The organism is Thiomonas sp. FB-Cd, from assembly GCF_000733775.1.
GTDB lineage: Bacteria > Pseudomonadota > Gammaproteobacteria > Burkholderiales > Burkholderiaceae_C > Thiomonas_A.
Window position 1 is genome coordinate 2,033,339 of the sequence record NZ_JPOE01000002.1, and the last position, 19,994, is coordinate 2,053,332.

General features: G+C 65.0%; 16 protein-coding genes. 6 read left to right on the forward strand and 10 right to left on the reverse strand.

Annotated elements, in window-relative coordinates:
* Window positions 1–2,094 carry a lytic transglycosylase domain-containing protein gene (locus CD04_RS0109845; RefSeq protein WP_051849075.1) on the reverse strand — a complete coding sequence of 698 codons (2,094 nt, stop codon included), beginning with the start codon at window positions 2,092–2,094 and terminating at the stop codon, window positions 1–3.
* A gap of 15 nt (window positions 2,095–2,109) precedes the next feature.
* Here CD04_RS0109845 and CD04_RS0109850 point away from each other — a divergent pair, with 15 nt between their 5' ends.
* Entirely contained in the window at window positions 2,110–2,745 is a 636-nt protein-coding gene (locus tag CD04_RS0109850) for a 5-formyltetrahydrofolate cyclo-ligase (protein ID WP_255332968.1), read from the forward strand.
* A 42-nt stretch (window positions 2,746–2,787) separates the two neighbouring features.
* Here CD04_RS0109850 and CD04_RS0109855 read toward each other — a convergent pair whose 3' ends face one another.
* Window positions 2,788–3,927 carry an RNA-guided endonuclease TnpB family protein gene (locus tag CD04_RS0109855; RefSeq protein WP_031406342.1) on the reverse strand — a complete coding sequence of 380 codons (1,140 nt, stop codon included), beginning with the start codon at window positions 3,925–3,927 and terminating at the stop codon, window positions 2,788–2,790.
* A 324-nt stretch (window positions 3,928–4,251) separates the two neighbouring features.
* Between CD04_RS0109855 and CD04_RS0109860 the strand changes: the two genes are divergently transcribed.
* Both CD04_RS0109860 and mnmC read left to right on the forward strand, forming a co-directional pair.
* On the forward strand, window positions 4,252–5,283 hold the full coding sequence (locus CD04_RS0109860; RefSeq protein WP_031404313.1) for an IS110 family transposase: 1,032 nt from the start codon (window positions 4,252–4,254) through the stop codon (window positions 5,281–5,283).
* Between the two features lie 344 nt (window positions 5,284–5,627).
* Window positions 5,628–7,694, forward strand: a complete 2,067-nt coding sequence (gene mnmC, locus CD04_RS0109865; RefSeq protein WP_051849077.1) for an FAD-dependent 5-carboxymethylaminomethyl-2-thiouridine(34) oxidoreductase MnmC — start codon at window positions 5,628–5,630, stop codon at window positions 7,692–7,694.
* Here mnmC and nadA read toward each other — a convergent pair.
* A complete protein-coding gene (gene nadA / locus CD04_RS0109870; RefSeq protein ID WP_031406345.1) occupies window positions 7,674–8,774 on the reverse strand; it encodes a quinolinate synthase NadA in 1,101 nt (366 codons plus the stop codon). The two genes, mnmC and nadA, sit on opposite strands and share 21 nt — an antisense overlap.
* Before the next feature lie 93 nt (window positions 8,775–8,867).
* A complete protein-coding gene (nadC, locus tag CD04_RS0109875) occupies window positions 8,868–9,728 on the reverse strand; it encodes a carboxylating nicotinate-nucleotide diphosphorylase (RefSeq protein WP_031406346.1) in 861 nt (286 codons plus the stop codon).
* Window positions 9,729–10,004: 276 nt separating this feature from the next.
* Here nadC and CD04_RS0109880 point away from each other — a divergent pair, with 276 nt between their 5' ends.
* A complete protein-coding gene (locus tag CD04_RS0109880) occupies window positions 10,005–10,805 on the forward strand; it encodes a Crp/Fnr family transcriptional regulator (RefSeq protein WP_051849078.1) in 801 nt (266 codons plus the stop codon).
* Window positions 10,806–10,863: 58 nt separating this feature from the next.
* On the opposite strand, the gene CD04_RS0109885 is transcribed toward CD04_RS0109880, so the two are convergent.
* Window positions 10,864–11,484 carry a ParA family protein gene (locus CD04_RS0109885; RefSeq protein ID WP_031406348.1) on the reverse strand — a complete coding sequence of 207 codons (621 nt, stop codon included), beginning with the start codon at window positions 11,482–11,484 and terminating at the stop codon, window positions 10,864–10,866.
* Window positions 11,485–11,697: 213 nt separating this feature from the next.
* Between CD04_RS0109885 and CD04_RS0109890 the strand changes: the two genes are divergently transcribed.
* Complete coding sequence (locus CD04_RS0109890) at window positions 11,698–12,954, forward strand: RNA-guided endonuclease TnpB family protein (RefSeq protein ID WP_031406350.1); 1,257 nt, start codon at window positions 11,698–11,700, stop codon at window positions 12,952–12,954.
* Between the two features lie 278 nt (window positions 12,955–13,232).
* Window positions 13,233–13,658, forward strand: a complete 426-nt coding sequence (locus tag CD04_RS0109895; RefSeq protein ID WP_031406352.1) for a DUF1841 family protein — start codon at window positions 13,233–13,235, stop codon at window positions 13,656–13,658.
* Window positions 13,659–13,676: 18 nt separating this feature from the next.
* Here CD04_RS0109895 and CD04_RS0109900 read toward each other — a convergent pair whose 3' ends face one another.
* From CD04_RS0109900 to CD04_RS0109920, 5 genes are all read right to left on the reverse strand, one after another.
* A complete protein-coding gene (locus CD04_RS0109900; protein WP_231480524.1) occupies window positions 13,677–14,819 on the reverse strand; it encodes a BMP family ABC transporter substrate-binding protein in 1,143 nt (380 codons plus the stop codon).
* 432 nt (window positions 14,820–15,251) lie between these two features.
* Window positions 15,252–16,340, reverse strand: a complete 1,089-nt coding sequence (locus CD04_RS0109905; protein ID WP_051849079.1) for a BMP family ABC transporter substrate-binding protein — start codon at window positions 16,338–16,340, stop codon at window positions 15,252–15,254.
* 115 nt (window positions 16,341–16,455) lie between these two features.
* Complete coding sequence (locus CD04_RS0109910; RefSeq protein WP_031406358.1) at window positions 16,456–17,376, reverse strand: ABC transporter permease; 921 nt, start codon at window positions 17,374–17,376, stop codon at window positions 16,456–16,458.
* Window positions 17,369–18,442 (reverse strand): ABC transporter permease, encoded by a 1,074-nt coding sequence (locus CD04_RS0109915; RefSeq protein WP_031406360.1) that lies wholly within the window; start codon window positions 18,440–18,442, stop codon window positions 17,369–17,371. Before CD04_RS0109915 ends, CD04_RS0109910 begins: the two co-directional genes overlap by 8 nt.
* Window positions 18,429–19,988 carry an ABC transporter ATP-binding protein gene (locus CD04_RS0109920; protein WP_031406362.1) on the reverse strand — a complete coding sequence of 520 codons (1,560 nt, stop codon included), beginning with the start codon at window positions 19,986–19,988 and terminating at the stop codon, window positions 18,429–18,431. The genes CD04_RS0109915 and CD04_RS0109920 overlap by 14 nt, the downstream gene beginning before the upstream one ends.
* Window positions 19,989–19,994: the final 6 nt, after the last annotated feature.

Sequence of the window (19,994 nt, forward strand, 5' to 3'; positions counted from 1 at the left end):
TCACGGCAGCGGCGCGGCGCTGGCCTGCTGCTGTTCGGCCGGCCCGATCGTGCCGAGACGCGATTTTAAGGATTGCGGCTGACCGGTGATGAGGGCAGCGTACACCGTGGCATTCGCCAGCACGTGCTTGACGTAGTCGCGCGTTTCGGGGATCGGGATGTTCTCCGCGAATATGGCTCCCGACAGATCGGGCCGATCGGGCACCCCCATGTTGCGCCACCGTGCCGGTCTGCCAGGGCCTGCGTTGTAGCCGGCCGCAGCCATCGCCTCCGACCCGTCGAAGCGCTGCAACAGCATGTCCAGATAGGCCGACCCGAGTGTCACATTGGTATCCACCTGCGTGATGTGCTCGGGCGTGTAGTCGCCCATGCCGATCTTGCGCGCCACCCAGCGCGCGGTCGTTGGCATGAGCTGCATTAAGCCGTTGGCCCCGACCCAGGAGCGGATGCCGGCGATGAAACGCGACTCCTGTCGGATCAGGCCGAACAGGAACGCCTCGCCTACGCCGCTTGACTTGGCAGCGCGGCTGATGGCTTCGCGGTACGGCATGGCGTAGCGCTGCGACCAGTCCACCCCACCGCGGACGCGCTCGCTCGTGTTGATGCATAGAAGCCAGACCTGCTGATCGCATGCGACTTGCGCTGCGGCATGGATCGCGTCGTTATCCAGCCCGCGCAGGGAAAAATTCCACTCGCGCACGGCTGGCTGGTAGATATTGAGGCGAAACAGCGCCAGCGCGCGCTGAAAGCCTGGGGTGGCCGCCTGTTGGCGCACGTCCTGCGCCGATGGTGGGGACAGGCTTGCGGGAAGACTGATCTTCATGCCGAGCCCCTCCGTGGCCAACTGGCCGTAATAGCTCCACGGTGACGCGATCTGCGCGTACAGGGCCTCGGCCTCGATGGGATGACCGAGCTCTCGCTGCGCCGTGGCATGCCAGTAGGTCCAGTCGGCACGCTGGGCCGTGTCTGCCGTGAACTGGCGGCTGGCCCGATCCACCAATGTCCAATCGTGCGCGCGCAGCGCAGCGCGCACCATCCACTCCAAAGTGGAGTCCGTGGGACGGTAGTTGGTGTCGAAGCGACGAGCCTGGCTGAACCACAAGGCTGCATCGGGCAGCAACTGCACGGCACCACTGCGCGCGGCCTGATACGCAACCGCCACCCGGTCCGAGCCCGGAAGACCCGACAAACCCGAGCCCAGCAGCCGCATGGTTTGCTGCGGATCCTGTTCGGCCAGCCGCAGGAGCGCCAGGATCAGGAACTGGCGCTGCATGCCTTGGCGCGGCACGCCCTGCCGCTGCGCATCGAGGACCAGGCGCAGCGGATCCGTGGCTGCGGCATGGATGCCGTGCCATGCGCCCACCGGGAGGCTCGGTGCAAAGCTCAACGCAGCCTTGAATTGCTCGTCCTCGAAGAACCGGCGCACACGCGTCCAGAGCTGGCGTTGACTGATTTTCCCCGCCGCCAGGAGGCTCTGCGCCGCGCTGTTGCAACCCGGGCCGCCGGCCCTTTGCGCAGTCCACAGGGGAAGCAGTTCGCTGCTCGTGTCGAGGCCCTGGGTTTCAAACTGACGCTGCAGGTCGTAGCACTTCACCTGGGGGTCATCACGCATGATGAAGTCTGGATACACCTGGGCGAAATCCTCCCAGTCCTGCCTGCGACCGAGCTCCAGCAGCCAGTCGTCGCGCAGGCGGTCAAGCACGTAGGTGGAGGGATAGGCGCGGCTGAACGCATCGAAGTCAGCCTCGGTCATGCGGGATAACGTGGGCTGGATGGCCCAGTACGCGACCCACGGCTCGAGGAGGTTGCCGCGCAACTGCGGCAGCGCGTCCTGCGCCGCCTGCGGATCGCCGCGCTTGTACCCTTGCCAAGCCTGCACGATCAGCGCGTCGGCGGCGTCGAAGGCCACAGGCCTGGAGGCCTCGCTTTGCGCATCAACCACGCCCGCTACGCCTTGCGCACGCACCGGCGCGCCGCACACTGCGAGCACGCCCAGGGTCAACACCAGCACAAGCCTCCACCCTTGCCAGCGGCGCAGGCGCAGTGCGCGCACGGACGGGGGCACAATACTCACAACCACTTCTGCGACATCCATACCCCGAAGCTTACCGTGAGCCCAGATTCTTTGACATCTTTACCCCGCAAAGATGCGGGAAACGATCGCGCCACATGGCGACGCATGCTGATTGAGCAACGCGAGCAACTGCCGGACAAGGCGAGCAAGGACGCGTTGCTGGCCGCCGCCCTCATTCGGGCAGTGGGGGTGGTCCAACCCGCCTGCCTGGGCGTGTACTGCGCAACCCGTGGCGAGTTCGACCCCTTGCCCGCGCTTGCCCGGCTTGCCCCCAGCCAGCCTCCATTGCACTTGGCTTTGCCCGTGGTGGACACGCAAGCCAGGCGCATGCACTTCGTTGCCTGGGCGCCGGGCGAGGCGTTACGGCCCGGGCCGTATGGCATCGCCGAACCGGTGGATCAAAGCCGCCGCGTGGAGCCCGACGCGCTACTGCTGCCTTGTGTCGGATTTGTCGAGGCCGGCTTGCGGCTGGGCTACGGCGGCGGCTATTACGACCGCTATCTGGCAGGACGTGGCGACGTCTTCACCATCGGCCTGGCCTATGACGCCTGCGAGCTCGATGATCTGCGGGCCGAACCACACGATCATCTTCTCGACATGATCCTCACGGAAAGTGGCGCGTTTGGGCTGGAAGCCGGCCGAATGAACACGCTTGACTGCTCCCCTCCCTAAAGGGAGGAGATTCCCACTTCACAGAGTCCAGCCCATGCCGCTTTACAGCGAGACGGGACTTACAGCCTCTCCATGGGCTGACACCGCAAGTCCTGCGGCCAAGACGTTGCGCGCGGCGTTGATGTCGCGGTCGTGGGTCGTGCCACACTCTGGGCAAGCCCAGGTGCGCACGCACAGCGGCATCGAGGCCCTGGTGTGGCCGCACACCGAGCACCGCTTGCTGGATGGATACCAGCGATCGATGCCGATCAATGTGCGCCCGTACCACTGCGCCTTGTACTCGAGCTGCCTGACAAACTCCGCCCAGCTGGCGTCGCTGATGGATTTCGCCAGGCTGCGGTTGCGCTGCATGTTCGACACGGACAGCGTCTCGACGGCGATCACTTGGTTTTCGCTGATCAGTCGGGTCGAGAGCTTGTGCAGGAAGTCCCTGCGCGCGTCCGTGATGTGCGCATGCACCGCTGCAACTTTCAACTTCAACTTCGCCCGGTTCTTCGAGCCGAGCTTGGCTCGCGCCATGCGGCGCTGCCATTTCGCAAGTCCAGATTCGTTCTTGCGAAAGGTTTTCGGGGATGCGATCTTCTCGCCATTCGAGAGGACCGCGAAGTGGGTGAGCCCCAGGTCGATGCCGACCCGCGACTCGACGGCTGGCTTGCTCGCCACGGCGTCGTCGCACAGCATCGAGGCGAAGTACCGACCGGCCGCATCCCTGGAGATGGTCACGGTCGTGAGCTTGGCCGCCTGTGGCAAGGTGCGCGACCAGCGGATGTCCAGCGGCGCGTCCATCTTCGCCAGACGCAACTCGCGCCGGCCCGCGTCCCACCGGAATGCGCTGGTGGTGTACTCGGCCGCCTGCGGCCCGTCCTTGCGCTTGAAGGACGGGTACCGGGCTCGCTTGGCGAAGAAGTTCGAGAACGCGGTGTTCAGGTGCCGCAGCGCCTGCTGCACGGGCACGCTGCTGACTTCGTTCAGCCACGCATGCTCGGGCGTCTTCTTGAGCATGGTCAGCGCGGCGGAGGTTTCGTGGTAGCCCACGCGCTCCTGGCGCTGCATCCAGGCGTCGCTGCGCAGTCGCAACATGTGGTTGTAAGCGAAGCGTGCGCACCCGAAGGTTCGAGCCAGTGCGTCAACTTGCTCGGGCGTCGGGTAGAAGCGAAAGCGATAGGCGCGCTTGACCTGCATGCCTCACATGCCATGCTTTTTCCGTGTAAATTGTCCACACAGCACCGATCTTCGATCGGCGCTCCTTCCCTCCCCGCCCTAAACGGCGGGGTTTCTCGGAGATGTGATGGATGCCTCCCTCCCTGCGGGGACTGAGACAGGAGTATGGAGATGAACGCGAGGCCGTTCGGAGTCGACCTGGCCGCTAGGGTGGCGGGGTGGGTCCCCGAGTGGATACGGCATCGATGTGCCCAGGACGTGATAGACCACGGTCTTCACAAACACCCTCGGAGACCCGACATGAATCGTAAGACAGGCATGAGCGCAGGGCAAATCATCGGCACGATGGACGGCCTGCAGGTGGTGGGGCTGGACATCGCCAAGCTGGTGTTTCAGATGCACACGGTCGACATGTTCACGGGCGAGATTGCCAATGTGCAGATCAAGCGGGCCAAGGTGCTGGAGCACTTCGCCAACCGGGCGCGGTGCCTGGTCGGCATCGAGGCCTGCGGCGGGGCGCACCACTGGGCGCGCGAGCTGCGCGCGCTGGGCCATGAGGTGAGGCTGCTGCACGCCCGGGCGGTGCGGCCGTTCGTGTCGGGCAACAAGACCGATGCGACGGACGCGCGAGCGATCTGGCTGGCGGTGCAGCAGCCGGGCACCAAGTTCGTCGGAGTCAAGTCGCTGGCGCAGCAGGCCACGCTGACGCTGCATCGCCAGCGCGAGCTGCTGATGAAGATGCGCGTCATGCAGACCAACGCGCTGCGCGGATTGCTGTACGAGTTCGGCACCGTCTTCGCCAAGGGCAGCCGGGCCATGCTGGGCGAGGTCGAGGCGGCGCTGGAGGCACTCTCGACGGCGCTGCCGCAGATGGTGGCCGACAGTCTGCGCGAGCAGGTGCAAAGGATCAAGGCGCTGGGCGAGGACATCGCCGCCATCGACAAGCGTCTGGCATGGCAACTCCGCCAGGATCCGGACATGCGGCGCATTGCCGAGATCCCCGGCGTCGGGGTGCTCACCGCCACAGCGGCGATCGCCACCATGGGCGACGCCCGCGCTTTCGGCTCGGCGCGCCAGTTCTGCGCCTGGCTGGGCCTGGTGCCCGCACAGCGAGGCACGGGCGGCAAGATCCGCCTGCAGGGCATCTCCAAACGCGGCGACGCCTACGTGCGAACGCTGTTGATCCACGGCGCGCGATCCGTGCTCACGCACGCCAAGGAACCGGGGCCATGGTTGGAGCAGATCCGGCAGCGGCGCCCGGCCAACGTGGTCATCGTGGCCCAGGCGGCCAAGATGGCGCGGACGATCTGGGCCGTCACGGCCAGACAACAGGATTACCAGAGGGGCCACCGCAGCGTGCGGCCGCAAGCGGCCTGAACGAACGGTGACCATGGATCAACTCTTACTTGATGAAAGGAATGGACCGCCTTTGTAGGCGATGAGGCAGCAAGACGCAGCGTGATGTGAACCGGTCGGACCGGGGCAAGCCAAACCTGAATCCGTTGTCGGACTTCAACAGTCCGCTCTAGGAGATGAGGCGCTTGTCCGCGAATGACATCGGGGCCGGCGGCGCGTCTGGGCAACCAGACAACCCGCGATCGAGGCCGGATATAAGGCGGCAGCCGACTCTTCACAGCACAACGCCGATTGCTCTTGATCGCCGGGAGGCATCCATATAAGCAACGGATGACTGAGTCCACACCGTCCAGGCAGGGCCGGCCTTGAGCCGCCCCGTCCCGATCCACTCGGAGCCGCTGGGCCGCGACGCCCAGGGTCAACCCTACAGCGAGCGCTACGCGGACATCTATGCCAGCCGGTCCGGCGCCCTCGGGCAGGCACGCGCCGTCTTCCTCACGGGTTGCGGCCTGCTGGATACGCCAGCGGCATGGAGCGCACAGCGCCAATTCGTCATTCTTGAAATTGGTTTCGGCCTGGGCACCAACTTTCTGGCAACGTGGCAGGCCTGGCTCGACGACCCTGCGCGACCTGACACGCTGCATTACGTCGGCGTCGAATTGCACCCTTTGCGCGCTGAGGATCTTCGCAGCGCTTGTGCCGATCCGGCGCTGCTGCCATTGGCGCAGGAGCTTGCCGCCCAATGGCCTGCGCCTGTGCGCGGTCTGCACCCGCTGCGCCTGCAAGGCGGACGCATCTGCCTGACTCTGGCCCTGGGTGACGCCCAGTCCCTCGTGCCCCAGCTTGACCTGGGGGCCAACGCCATTTTCCTCGACGGTTTTGCCCCGGCCCGCAACGCAGCCCCGTGGCAAAGCACGCTGCTCAAGGCCGTGGGCCGTCTGGCCCGCCCCGGGGCCCGGCTGGCGACCTACACGGTGGCCAGGAGCGTGTGCGACGGCTTGCGCGATGCCGGCTTTGACGTCACCACCGCGCCGGGCTACGGAGGCAAGGCGCAGCGCTTACAAGCCGTCTACGCGCCGCGCTGGCGCACGCGGCGACTGGAGCCTCGCAGTGCTCCGCGCGCCGAGCACTCGCGTCGCGCCTTGGTAATCGGAGCGGGCCTTGCCGGTGCGGCATGCGCGCGAGCCCTGGCCGCGAGGGGCTGGGCCGTGGAGGTTCTGCACGCGGCGGGCGTCGACAGCGCCCGCACCGGCGCCTCGACGCTGCCTGCCGGACTGGCACACGTGCGCCTTGCACCCGATGACGACCGGCTCGCCCGCTTGACGCGCGCCGGTCTCGCCGCGTTGCGCCATGCCCTCCCCGCCCAGGGGTCGCACATGGCGACCACGGCTTTATGGCGCGACGGCGGCGTGTTTCTGGCACAAGCGAATGGCATGCTGGCTGAGAGCCTCAGTCGCGTCGCTGAAGCCCTTGCCTTGCCTCCAGCGGTGGCCGAGGTAGTGGATGCAGGCTTGGCTTCCAGCCGCGCCGGCATACCCCTGACAAGCGGTGGTTGGTGGGCGGCAGGCGGCGTGGCTGCGGCGAGCTGCCTCGTTGATGCCTGGTTACGCACCCCCGGCGTGCAGCTGCAGCGCGGATTGCAGGTGTGCAAGCTTGGGCGTGCGACGAGCGCATGCTTGCCGGGCACCGAATGGCAAGCGCTTGATGCGCAGGGTCGCCTCCTGGCGCAGGCGCCCACGTGCATTGTCGCCACGGCGCTTGACGCCGTGCGCCTTCTGGACGCAAGTGGCTTGGTGCCGCATGACACCTGCTTGCCGATGCGGGCCCAACCGGGGCAGGGCTTCATCGTGCCCGCGGCCGCAGTGCCGGCACTGGCTTCGCTGCGCCACGGCGTGGTGGGCGATTGCTACGCCTTGCCCCTGCCAAGCGCTGCCATCGAGTCCCTGGGGTTGCCTGCTGGCACGCCGTGGTTGTTCCTGGGCGCCACCTATGAGGAGGGGGCCGCGGCGAGCATGCCCGCAGCTTTGGCGTGGGCGCACATCGTGCGCGGCCTGCAACCCCTCGTGGGCCCCTTGCCCGATAAGCCGCCGGCGGCGGCAAGGCGATTTGGCGGCGTGCGCGCCGTCGCTCGGGACCGCCTGCCGTGCGTGGGAGCATGGCCCGACTGGACTGCACTTGCGCAAGGCCACCCCGCGCTGCGACAGCGTCCGCCCGCCGAATGGCCAGTGCAACCGGGGCTTTATCTCAGCATCGCAATGGGCTCGCGTGGCCTCATCCTTGAGGCGCTGGCCGCCGAGTGCATCGCCACGCACCTCGAGGGTGAGCCGGCTCCGATCGAGCGCGACTTGCTTGCCGCGCTGGCGCCCGGCCGTTTCGCCCTCAGACCATCGCAGCGCGGCGGTCAGCCGGATTCAGGCAGCACCCAGCCCTGACACCAGCGCACCGGGTGCGTTTGCCGTCTGGTGCGCTGCCGTGAAGTCCAGCATGCGCTGCACAGGCAGGCGCGCGCGCTCAGCCACACGCGGGTCCAGGTGAATTTCCCCGGATCCCGTGCGCAATGCATGCGCCAGGCCCTCCAGGCTGTTCATCGCCATCCATGGGCAGTGCGCACAACTCTTGCACGTTGCGCCCTCTCCGGCAGTGGGCGCGGCAATAAAGCACTTGCCCGGGTTTTGTTGCTCCAGGGCGTGGAACATGCCCGCGTCGGTCGCGACGATGAACGTTGACGCCGGCAAGCCCCTCGCCGCCTTCAGGATCTGCGAGGTCGAACCCACGACGTCGGCCAAGGCAATGACTGCCGCCGGGCTCTCCGGGTGGACCAGCACACGGGCTTCCGGATGCGCGGCCTTGAGCAGATCGAGCTCCAGTGCCTTGAATTCATCGTGGACGATGCATGCACCTTGCCACAGCAGCATGTCCGCTCCGGTCTCCCGTTGAATATAGGCGCCCAGGTGCTTGTCAGGTGCCCACAGGACCTTTTCGCCTCGCGCGTGCAGATCACGCACGATGTCCAGCGCGCAGCTGGAGGTGACCACCCAATCGGCTCGGGCCTTCACGGCCGCACTCGTGTTCGCGTACACGACCACCGTACGTTCCGGGTGTGCATCGCAAAAGGCGGCGAATGCGGGCGCCGGACAACCGATGTCGAGTGAGCAAGTGGCATCCAGATCCGGCATCAGCACGCGCTTGTCCATCGACAGCATCTTGGCCGTCTCACCCATGAAACGCACACCGGCCACCACGAGGGTGGACGCTGCATGGCGCGCCCCAAAACGGGCCATTTCCAGAGAGTCGGCGACCATCCCTCCGGTGTCCTGGGCCAGATCCTGCAGGTCCGAATGCACGTAGTAATGTGCGACGAGCACGGCCTTTTCCCGAGCCAGCAGTTCACGACACTCGCGCATCAGCTCGGCGCGGCGCGCGGCGCTTGGCTCGGGCGGCACACGCGCCCAGGCGTCTTGCGTGCTCGAGACGGGGCTTTCAACAGCGATTGCAAAGGTTGTGGCATCCATGGCGAATAGTCCTGATTGCAGGAGAAAAACACAAACATGAACCAGGGCATGCCGAGTGACGTTGACGCCCTTGGTGCGCAGCGCACGCATGCATCATGCGCCTGTCTCTCCAATACCCGCAAAGCGCATGGAAAAGTCCACCGCCCGGACATCCTTGGTCAGCTTGCCGATGGAGATGCGGTCAACGCCGGTTTCCGCAAGTGCCCGCACTGTGGAGAGTTCAACCCCGCCCGAGACTTCCAGTTCGGCGCGCCCCGCGTTGAGGGCAACGGCCTCACGCAACGTGTCCAGGTTCATGTTGTCCAGGAGCACCATGCGCGCGCCAGCATCCAGCGCCTCGCGCAACTGCGCCAGCGTCTCGACTTCGATCTGCACGAACACCCCTGGCGGGGCGATGGCCATGGCCTGCGCCAGAACGGCGGTGACGCCGCCCGCAGCTGCAATGTGGTTTTCCTTGATCAGGATGCCGTCATAGAGCCCCATGCGGTGGTTATGACCGCCGCCCACGCGCACGGCGTATTTCTCCGCCGCACGAAGACCTGGAAGCGTTTTGCGTGTGTCGACAATTTTGGCCCGGGTCCCCGCCACGGCCAGTACGTAAGCGGCCGTATGCGTGGCAACTCCCGAGAGCAGCTGCAGGAAATTCAGCAGTGTGCGTTCAGCCGTCAGCACCGCGCGCGCCGGCCCCCTGAGCTCCAGAATCGGCTGGTCCGGCTCCATCGTCGAGCCCTCCCCGACCAACCAGGCGATCCGCGCGGAGGGATCGACCTGGCGCACCGCCTGCTCGGCCCAAGGCTGACCACACAACGTGGCGCGCTCGCGCACGATCACGCGTGCCAGGGCTTGCGCGCGTGAGTCGATCAGGGCCGCGGTGAGATCGCCGCTGCCAACATCTTCGGCGAGGGCGCGCCGCACGTCGCGCGCGGCAATTTGTTCAAGACTGGACCCATGCATGGCGGCGTCGGTTGGTGGTCAAAGGTGTCAGTTTAGAACCGCGGCGGCGCCACACGCATGGCGCCTGCGGATGTTGCGCGTGGATTTCCCTCCTCCCAAATACCGGTGGTGTCCACCGTTGAACGTCGAGAACTTGATCCAAATCAGGCCGAAATTTCAACAATGATCAGATCTGCATCCGGAAACTTCGGGTTTGACCCGATCCCTATGCGCTTAACCCGTATTGACAACCGTATATCAGTGACCGCTAATATTGAGGAACTTCAAGGAAATGCCATGGATACAGCCGTCGACTTCGCCCGAATCCCCCTCGACGCTCTGCGCAAGAGTCACAGCCCCCTTCCCCTAGGCAAGCGCGTCGCCCACAGCGAGGTGATCAACGCTTGGCGCGGCGCCGCCGACTGCCGCAATTGCGGCGTCCGGCGCATTGCCCTGTTTGGCGCATTGGGCGAGGACGATTTCAACGAAATCCACCGGGTCATCGACGATATGCAGTTCACGCCTGGCCAGCTGCTGTTTTCCGAGGGCACGCGTGGCGAATGGCTCTACACGATCAAGACCGGCTTCGTGAAACTCGAACGCGTGCTGCCTGACGGAACCCGGCGCATCACACGCGTGGCCAAGCGAGGCGATCTGATCGGGCTGGAAGCCTTCATCCAGCAGCCTTACATGCATCATGCTTCAGCAATCGGTGCCGTGCGCGTGTGCCGCATCCCGGTGGACGTGATCCGCCGACTCGAAGAGCACGTGCCCAACCTGCGCCAGGAATTTCTCGAGCGCTGGCACCACGCCCTGCGCGAAACCGACGATTGGGCGCTCCTTCTCGGCTCGGGCACCATCCCATCCCGCATGGCGCGCCTGTTACTCAAGCTCGCCGAACCGGAACTCAACGACACGATCACGCTTCCGAAGCGCAGCGACTTGGGCGCAATGCTCGGCGTGGCTCTTGAGACGGCCAGCCGTGTCATCGCCCAGTTTGAACGTGATGGCATCCTTGAGCATGTCGGCCCGCGTCTGTTCCGCATCAACCGCAGCGCACTGCAGCCGCTGATCACTCCAATCAAGGCCGCCGCCTGAGACTGCGCGGAAGCATCGCGCGCACGCCACAGGCTTTCTTTTCGGGCGTGCGCCCGTTTCAAGCCGAATCGGCCCAGCGGGTGATGCCTTCCCACTGCTGAAGATCCTTTTCCACTTGGTGCGGATTCACATCCCACAGTGTCAATCCGTGTGCGGCCATGTGCGCGTATGCGGTGGTGGGCCGCAACATCGCGAGCAACGGTTGTGGCAGTCGCGAGAAAAAGCCGCGCAGCTGATCGGCTGCACGGGTGCGCTCGTCGACCCGCACGCCCACCAATCCGATCTGTAAGTCCTTGAGCTTGCGGTCCTCGGCGAGTTTGTCGAGAAAATCCTGCGCCGCATAGATATCGAAAATGGAGGGCTGCACGGGAATCAACAGCTTATCGGCCAAGCGCAGCACGTCGCTGAAGCGCCAGCCGTGCAGGCCGGCCGGCGTGTCGATGACCACGTGACTGGTCCCTTCGGGCGGCCGGGCGATGTAGTCCGGGCCGATTTTCCACGTCGCAATCGGTGCAGCCTGCTGCGGCCGCAATGACAGCCAAAGCCGGGACGACTGCTGTCGATCGGCATCTCCCAGCATCACTTTGTGGCCTTTGCTCGCCCAGTATCCGGCGAGCTGCGTGGAGATGGTGGATTTTCCTACGCCTCCCTTGGGATTGGCGATGACGATGACCGGCATGGTGTTCTCCCCGAAAACTTGGTCCGAATCCAGCCGCCAGCTTAACAACCGCCGAGGCAATTCACCCAGCCCTGCTTGAACATGTGCCCGCGCATTCCCCTTCCTCGCCCGGCCCGACGCACAGCGTCGCTCAGGCGAAGCCGACCGGGCAGGAGGGGGTCAAGCGGGCGGGTTTCGCTTGTTGTTCCTCTCCGGGCTGGATAAAAGACCAGCATGCAACGGCGCAAAGTCACGCTCAAGCTGTCTCCCAATGCCGCGCAGATGGCGCGGCTGGAGGCGTGGACGCGGCTGCACTGCGAGTTGTACAACGCGGCACTGGAAGAACGCATCGACGCCTGGCGCAAGGCGGGCAAATCCATCCGCTATTACGCGCAGCAGAACGCATTGCCGCAGATCAAGGCCGATCGGCCCGAGCTCAACGAACTCGGCAGCCACGCGCTGCAGCAGACGCTGCGGCGGCTGGATCTCGCCTTCCAGTCGTTCTTTCGCCGGGTCAAAGCGGGACAGACACCCGGCTTCCCGCGGTTCAAGGCGGCCAAGCGGTTCTCGGGCTTCGCCTATCCCGATTCCGCTGGATGGAAGCTCATGCAGCATGGCGGCAGTGGTGCCACGCTGCGCATCGGCACTGGCGAGGCTGCGATGTCCATTCGGGCGCGCGGGCGGCACCGCTTCGGCGATCAGGCAAAACCCAACGACATCACGCTCACGCGCAAAGGTGGTGGGTGGTTCGTGTCGGTGACGCTGCGCGTGCCCGACGCGACCTGTGCGCGGCAGCGCGCCGCCGGCATGCGGCGTGGCGTGGATTTCGGGATCACCGACTGGGCGACGTTCGATGATGGACGGACCATCGATAACCCGCGCTGGGTGCGCGAGGAACTGCCGCGCCTTGCCGCGCTGCAGCGGCAGCGCGCCAGGAAGAAGAAGGGATCGCTGCGCTTCAAACGGCTCGGGCGCCGCATCGCCCGGCTGCACGAGCGTATCGGCAATCGGCGCCGGGACTTCGTGCACAAGGAAACGACCAGGATGGTGCGGCAATGCGCGGTGCTGGCGACCGAAGAACTCGCACCCAAGAACATGAGCCGCAGCGCGAAGGGCACGGTGGAGACACCGGGCCGTCGCGTGCGGCAAAAGGCCGGACTCAACCGGGAAATTCTCTCGGCCGCGTTCGGCATGGCGCATCCGATGCTCGCGTACAAAGCGGAAGAAGCTGGTACGCGACTGCATCTGAGCAATACGCGCCAACTCAAACCGTCGCAGCGCTGCTCGGCGTGTTGGGAGATCGCGCCCAAGACGCTGAGCCAACGCATGCATGTGTGTGTGCCCGTGCGGGCACACGGCGCCGCGCGACCAGAACAGCGCAATGGTGGTGCTCATCGACGCATTCAACACGCAGGACACGTCTGGGACGGGCGTGGCGGCGCTGTCGCATGGTTTTCCACGTCAGCGACCCGAGCGCAGCGCCGCGGCTGAGCGTGGTCTCCGTGGGCGTGACGTCGGACCGTTCCGGCCCCGGTGAGTCCTGGCGCAGGCCCATTGTGCGCTTGCGGGCGCTCAGCCTGGCCCGGGCGGACATCATCCACGCTGGGCTGATCTGACCCGGCGGCGGCCCTGTCGATCGTCGATGGCATCGCATGAGTTGGGCGTCATCCCTATCATCATGGCCGACGCCCATCGGCTTGACCCCTGGGACGTGCGACACGACCCTCGGGTCCAACAGCGGCACCATTCCACCTGCGCGCAACCTGCCCATGTTCAATCCCAGCAAGGACGAAGTCCGTCGTTTCTTTATCGATGCATGGCGCAGGCGCGCGAACAGCGTCCTCACGCCGCTGGAAATTCTCGCGGTCCAGTGGATGGAGCAACACCCGGAATACCACGACGACCTCACCGCGCCCGATGCCCTGGAGCGGGAGTATGGCGTGGAGCAGGGCACAAGCAATCCCTTTTTGCACCTGTCCATGCATCTGTCGATCACCGAACAGGTTTCCATTGACCAGCCCCCCGGGATCAAGCAGGCCTGCCAGCTGCTGGCCTCGCGACTCGGTGAGCACGAAGCTCAGCACGCCATCATGGAATGCCTGGGCGCGATGCTGTGGACCGCGCAACGAAACGGCTTGCCGCCCGATGGCGAGGCTTATGTGGAGTGTGTGCGCCGACGCGCCACGCGCGACTGAACGCCGCGGCCTGCCCGCTCAGAGTCGAGGAACACTGCCCTCGACACCCATCACGTACCGATCCATGCGCTGGATTTGCCCATCGGACATATGCACGCCGTCGAAGAACAGACCCCCGCGGTTATCCAGGATGCGCCCCGAGAAGGGATGCAACCGCCCCCGGACGATATCCTGCTCGGATCGCCGCACTTGGCTGCGCACGCGCTCAGGCACGGCAACACCAAAGGGCGCGAGTTTCACGAAGCCCTGGGCGATGCCATCCCAGACACTCTGCGAGCGCCAGCGCCCCGCCAGCACGTCCTGCGCTGTGCGCACATAAAAGTCACCCCAATGCAAAGTGACAGCCGTCAACTGGGCACGTGGAGCGAATGCCGCCTCGTCGCTGCAGTAGCCGACGGCCCAGCAACCTTTCTCCTCGGCGATCTGCACGGCAGCGGGCGAATTCGTGTGGTGCGTGAGCACGTCGGCCCCCTGCCCCACCAAGGCGCGTGCCGCGTCCGCCTCGCGCCCCGGGTCGTACCACGTATTCACCCAAACCACTTTCATGCGCGCTTGCGGGTTCACCGCCTGCATGCCCAAGGTGAAGGCGTTGATGCCCTGAATGACCTCGGGAATCGGAAATGACGCCACCATACCCGCCACGCCAGTGCGACTCATATGGCCGGCGACCATGCCTGACAGGTACCGCCCTTGATAGAAGCGCCCGTTGTACGCACCCACATTGGCGGCGAGCTTGTAGCCCGAACATTGCTCGAAAACCGTGCGCGGAAAGTTGCGGGCCGCGCGCATCACGGGCTCCATGTAGCCAAAGCTGGTGGTGAAGATCAGCTCCTCGCCTTGATGAGCAAGCTCGCTCACGACGCGCTCGGCATCCGGCCCTTCCGGCACGTTGGCGACAAAGCGGCTATGCACCGCGCGCCCAAGCACCCGCTGCATGTGGAGCCGTCCCCGATCATGCTGTGCTGTCCAACCCGTTGCGCCCACCGGGGTGACATAGACAAAGGCCACGCGCAATGGGGCACTGCGCACGACGGCCCGTGGGCGGCTCACCGATGGCGTGGAGTTCTGTGCCCGCGCCCAGGGTGCGGAAGCGCAGGCGCTTGCCAGGCCAGCGAGAAGCTGCCTGCGACTGAGGTTTTGCACCATGGTTGTCCTCAACATGGCTCCCAAAATGAATGCCGCCAGCGGCAGGGAGCGGCTGCGCTGAGGCTCAACGCTCTATTGTAGAAAGCGCCGTGGGCATGCCTGTACCCAAGTAGGCCGCGCAACCGGAGCAATCCGCAGCAGCCGTGGCCTGGACACCCGATGACATAGGACCGATTCGTGCGGTGCAGGTGTCGGGCAAGCCCGCGCGTTTTCGTACCGATGCTCGGCGTGCGCCTGATCAGTCCCCCTCCAACCAAGGAGCAACTCGGGAGCCGAAAAGGCGCAGGTGCTGCGCGACGCGTCGCCACACCATTGCGGCGCGCCAAAGCGAAGGCACGCTCGGGCGCGAGCGCCCCTTCGCTAAGCACGTCCAATTCGCCCGTGGGCAATCCCAGATTGCACGGATCAGGGACGCGCGCGGCACAGCCGCCGCGCGCGCCTGCCCCGCTATTTGCCCGGCACTTGGCCTTCCACACCCTTGACGTAGAAGTCGATGCCATGCAGGAACTTGTCGTCGCCAATGGCACCCGCCGCCAGCACTGTGGCGCCGTTCTGGCCGAGGATCGGACCTTGCCAAATATGGAAGCTGCCGTTTTTGAGTCCGGCCTTGACCATCTCCACGCGTTTGCGAACGGCAGCGGGTACTGCAGGATTGATCGAAACCAGGTCGATCGCGTCGTGACGCACACCCCACCAGATCTGCTCGGGCTTCCACGTCCCGGCAAGCACTTTGCCCGTTTCATCCACGTACACCGGGGTCCAGTTGATGACGGCCGATGCCAGATGCGCCTTGGGACCGAACTTGGCCATATCGCTGTCCCAGCCGAACGCATATTTACCGAGCTTTTCAGCGGTCTCCAGCACTGCGGGCGAGTCGGTGTTCTGAAAGAGCACGTCGGCGCCCTGGTTGACCAACGAGGTGGCCGCCTCGGTTTCCTTCGGCGGATCGAACCACTTGTTCACCCAAACCACTTTGGTCTTGATCTTTGCGTTGACCGACTGCGCTCCCAAGGTAAAGGAATTGATGTTGCGCAACACCTCCGGAATGGGCACCGAGCCCACGACACCCAGCACCCCGGTTTTGCTCATCCCGCCCGCCACCACGCCTGCCATGTACGCGCCCTCATAGGTGCGCGCATCGTAGGTTCCGACGTTGGCTGCGGTTTTGTAGCCGGTGGCATGTTCGAACTTCACCTTGGGGAAGTCACGCGCCACGCGCAACACCGATTCCATGAACCCAAAACTGGTGGCGTAGATCAACTCATTACCCTGCTGGGCCAAGTCGCGCAAGACGCGCGCCGCATCAGGACCCTCGGGCACATTCTCGACGAACTGGGTCACAACCCTGCCGCCAAAATGGGCCTGCATGGCCTTGCGCGCCTGGTCATGTGCGTAGCTCCAACCGGCGACGCCCACGGGGCCGACGTAGATGAAACCGACTTTGAGCGGGCTGGCGCTGCGCGCCAGTGCGGGCAGCCCGGCAGCACCAGCAGCAAGTGCCGCCCCCAGATAACGAATCCGATCCCTGTTTTGCATGATGCGAGTTCTCCGATGGTTGTGACAGCAAACTGTATACACGTTTCGTGCCTGGGTGAATGACACCCGCTTGCCAGGCCTCCCCTGGGCAGGCCGGTGCTGCGCCGAACCACGCTCAGGCCGTCGGACGGAACACCTTACCAAGAGACGCCGGCATGTTGATCCGAATCCAGGTCGGGTTGCGTGAGATCAGCGCCAGCACAACGATGGTGGCGAGATAGGGAAGCATCGACAGCAGTTGCGAAGGCACCTGCACGCCGCGCCCCTGAAAGTAGAACTGCAGCATGGTCACGCCGCCGAACAGGTAAGCGCCCAGGAGCACGCGGGCGGGCCTCCAAGTTGCAAAAGTGGTCAGTGCAAGTGCGATCCAGCCACGCCCGGCCGTCATCCCCTGCACCCACATCGGCGTGTAGATGACCGAGAGGTAAGCCCCTGCAATGCCGCATAACGCACCACCCACCATCAGGGCTGCCAACCGGATGCGACGCACCGGATAGCCCAATGCATGGGCGGACTCAGGCGACTCGCCCACTGCGCGCAGCACGAGCCCCGCGCGGGTGCGGTGCAGAAACACGTGAATGCCCCAGGCAAGCAGCATCGCCACGTAGACCATGAGATGGTGCGAAAACAACGCGGCCCCAAAAAAGGGCAGATCCGACAGCCACGGGATGTGAACGTGGCCGAAGGGTGCCAAGTTGCGACCGACGTCGTTCATACCCAGGAAGGCCGACAGGCCCGCGCCGAAGAGAGACATCGCAAGCCCCGTGGCATACTGGTTCGTGCCCAGCCACAGCACGAGCACGCCAATAGCCGCTGCCAGCACACTGCCAACCACGGCCCCCGCACCAAACGCCAACCACTGATTGCCCGTGGCAACGGCCACGGCAAAGCCAGCGATTGCGGCCATCAACATCATGCCTTCGGCGCCCAGGTTGACCACACCCGATTTCTCGTTGATCAGCAGTCCAAGAGAAGCCAGCGCCAACGGCGTGCCTGCCGATAGCGCCGAAGCCAACAGCAGTGCGTACTCATGCATGGCGCATCCCGCGGCCCGTGATCCTCACGCGATGCGTCACAAGCGTATCGGCCGCAAGCAGGCAAAACAGCAGCAGGCCCTGGAACACGCCGGTCATCGCATTGGGCAGACCCAGGCGTGACTGCGCGAGTTCACCGCCGATATAGAACATGGCCATCAACACGCCCGAAAACACAATGCCAATGGAATTGAGCCGACCAACAAAAGCCACGATGATGGCGGCGAAGCCGTAGCCCGGCGAAACATGCGGCGTGAGCTGCCCGAGCGGCCCGACCGCTTCGAGCGCACCGGCCAGCCCACTCAGCCCCCCCGAGAGCAGCAGCACGGTCCACAGCGACTTGCGCGCCGAGAATCCGGCGTAGCGCGCCGCATCTGCGGCCTGCCCACCCACGACCAGCCGAAACCCCTGCAACGTGCGGCTCATGAACAGGCTCATGGCTGCCACGGCCAGCAGCGCGATGGCGAAACCGATGTTCAGCCGTGTATCCGGAATCAATTTGGGAAGCGTGGTGCTGGCCGCGAACAAGGCTGTTTGCGGAAAGTTGTAGCCCTCGGGGTCTTTCCAGGGGCCATACACGAGATAGTCCAAAAGGTTTTGAGCCACATACACCAGCATCAGGCTCGTGAGGATTTCGTTGGCGTGGAAACGATCGCGCAGCACGGCCACAAGGGCAGCCCAGAGCATGCCGCCGAGGACTCCAGCGACCAGAATCGGCACCAGAATCCAGCGCGTGGTGTCGTCCGTCGCCTGCAGCGCCACACCACTTGCCGCGATCGCTCCAAGCAGCAACTGGCCTTCGGCACCAATGTTCCACACATTGGCGCGATAGCACGCCGCCAGCCCCAACCCGCAGAGGATGAGGGGTGTGGCCTTAAGGCCCAGTTCGGACAAGCCGTAAAGCCCTTTCAATGGTTCGACAAAGAACAGTGCCAGCCCGTCAAGCGGATTTTTGCCCAGCGCCGCAAACATGAGCGCACCAAACAGAACCGTCGCCGCCAGAGCAATGAGCGGTGAAAGCACCAGCATGGTGCGCGAAGGCGCCGGTCGCGCCTCAAGCTGCAACATGGGAACCCTCCGCGGGAGTCTCACACAGCGCGGCAGACGCTTCATCCTCACGCCAAAGGCCACTCATCCATTGCCCGATGCGCTCCACCGTGGCCTGGCCTGTGGGCACCGCCGGTGACAATCGTCCACGGGCGATGACTGCGATGCGATCGCAAATTTCGAACAATTCGTCTAGCTCCTCGGAAATAACCAGCAGCGCGCAGCCTGCATCGCGCAGTGCGAGGAGCTCGCCGCGAATCTGTGCCGACGCACCAACATCCACGCCCCAGGTCGGCTGCGCCACCGCCAGCACTTTGGGGTTGCCGGCGATTTCGCGCCCGACGATGAACTTTTGCAGATTTCCTCCCGACAGGCTCTGCGCCACGGCCTGCGGACCGGTTGCGCGCACACCGAAACGCGCAATGATGCCCCGCGCCTGCGCGGCCACAACGCCCCAACGGATCCAGCCTTTGCGCACAGCCGGCGCGTCGGCGTGAGTGAGAAGGGTGTTTTCGGCAAGCGTCATGGCGGGCACGGCGCCTCGGCCGAGGCGCTCCTCGGGGATCACCCGAAGCCCGGCATGCCGCCTGGCCTCGGGACGGCTCGCTCCAAGCTCCTGACCGAACAAGCGCACACGTCCGGCGAGCGGCGCACGCGCGTCCTCACCCGACAGCAGCGATAGCAGCTCCTGCTGGCCATTTCCCGATACACCTGCGATGCCGAGGATCTCGCCTGCACGCACTTTCAGGCTGACCTCGACGAGTGAGACCCCAAAAGGGTCGGCAGCGGGCTGGCTCAGCTTGTCCAGTTCCAGCGCAACCTCGCCGGGCTTGCGCGCGTGGCGCTGTGGCATCGTGATGTCAGCGCCGATCATCAACCGCGAAAGACTCGCGTTGCTTTCCTTCGCCGGATCGACTTCGCCCACGACTCTGCCCGCGCGCATCACCGTACAGTGGTGGCACAGGGCGCGGATTTCGTCGAGCTTGTGGCTGATGTAAAGAATGCTGCAACCCGTATCGGCCAACCGGCGCAGCGTGACAAACAGCGTGTCGACAGCCTGCGGCGCAAGCACCGAGGTCGGCTCATCGAGTATCAGCAGTTGTGGTTCCGTGAGCAGCGCGCGGATGATTTCCACGCGCTGGCGCTCGCCCACAGACAAGGTGTGTACCCGGCGGTCCGGGGCGACATCCAGGCCGTAACCAGCTGACACCTGAACAATGCGCTTTGTCACCGCAGCCAAGCTCGGACCTGGCGGCAGGCCCAACCAGATGTTTTCGGCAACACTCAGCGTGTCGAACAGGGAAAAGTGCTGGAAGACCATGGCGACCCCGAGCGCGCGCGCCACGTGGGGGCTGCGCATCGAGACGTCCTCGCCATTGAAACGGATGCTGCCTGCATCGGGCTGCACCACACCAAAGATCACCTTCATCAAGGTCGATTTACCCGCGCCGTTTTCGCCCAGGACGGCATGAATCTGCCCCGGCGCCACGCGCAGGCTCACGCTGTCGTTGGCGACGACGCCCGGATAGCGCTTGGTGATGCCCTGCAGTTCGAGTCGCCACGTCATGGTGGT

Coding starts and splice junctions, on each gene's coding strand:
- CD04_RS0109845 (WP_051849075.1), bottom strand. CDS start 2,094: ATGGATGTCGCAGAAGTGGTTGTGAGTATTGTGCCCCCGTCCGTGCGC.
- CD04_RS0109855 (WP_031406342.1), bottom strand. CDS start 3,927: ATGCAGGTCAAGCGCGCCTATCGCTTTCGCTTCTACCCGACGCCCGAG.
- CD04_RS0109860 (WP_031404313.1), top strand. CDS start 4,252: ATGGACGGCCTGCAGGTGGTGGGGCTGGACATCGCCAAGCTGGTGTTT.
- nadA (WP_031406345.1), bottom strand. CDS start 8,774: ATGGATGCCACAACCTTTGCAATCGCTGTTGAAAGCCCCGTCTCGAGC.
- nadC (WP_031406346.1), bottom strand. CDS start 9,728: ATGCATGGGTCCAGTCTTGAACAAATTGCCGCGCGCGACGTGCGGCGC.
- CD04_RS0109880 (WP_051849078.1), top strand. CDS start 10,005: ATGGATACAGCCGTCGACTTCGCCCGAATCCCCCTCGACGCTCTGCGC.
- CD04_RS0109885 (WP_031406348.1), bottom strand. CDS start 11,484: ATGCCGGTCATCGTCATCGCCAATCCCAAGGGAGGCGTAGGAAAATCC.
- CD04_RS0109890 (WP_031406350.1), top strand. CDS start 11,698: ATGCAACGGCGCAAAGTCACGCTCAAGCTGTCTCCCAATGCCGCGCAG.
- CD04_RS0109895 (WP_031406352.1), top strand. CDS start 13,233: ATGTTCAATCCCAGCAAGGACGAAGTCCGTCGTTTCTTTATCGATGCA.
- CD04_RS0109900 (WP_231480524.1), bottom strand. CDS start 14,819: ATGTTGAGGACAACCATGGTGCAAAACCTCAGTCGCAGGCAGCTTCTC.
- CD04_RS0109905 (WP_051849079.1), bottom strand. CDS start 16,340: ATGCAAAACAGGGATCGGATTCGTTATCTGGGGGCGGCACTTGCTGCT.
- CD04_RS0109910 (WP_031406358.1), bottom strand. CDS start 17,376: ATGCATGAGTACGCACTGCTGTTGGCTTCGGCGCTATCGGCAGGCACG.
- CD04_RS0109915 (WP_031406360.1), bottom strand. CDS start 18,442: ATGTTGCAGCTTGAGGCGCGACCGGCGCCTTCGCGCACCATGCTGGTG.
- CD04_RS0109920 (WP_031406362.1), bottom strand. CDS start 19,988: ATGACGTGGCGACTCGAACTGCAGGGCATCACCAAGCGCTATCCGGGC.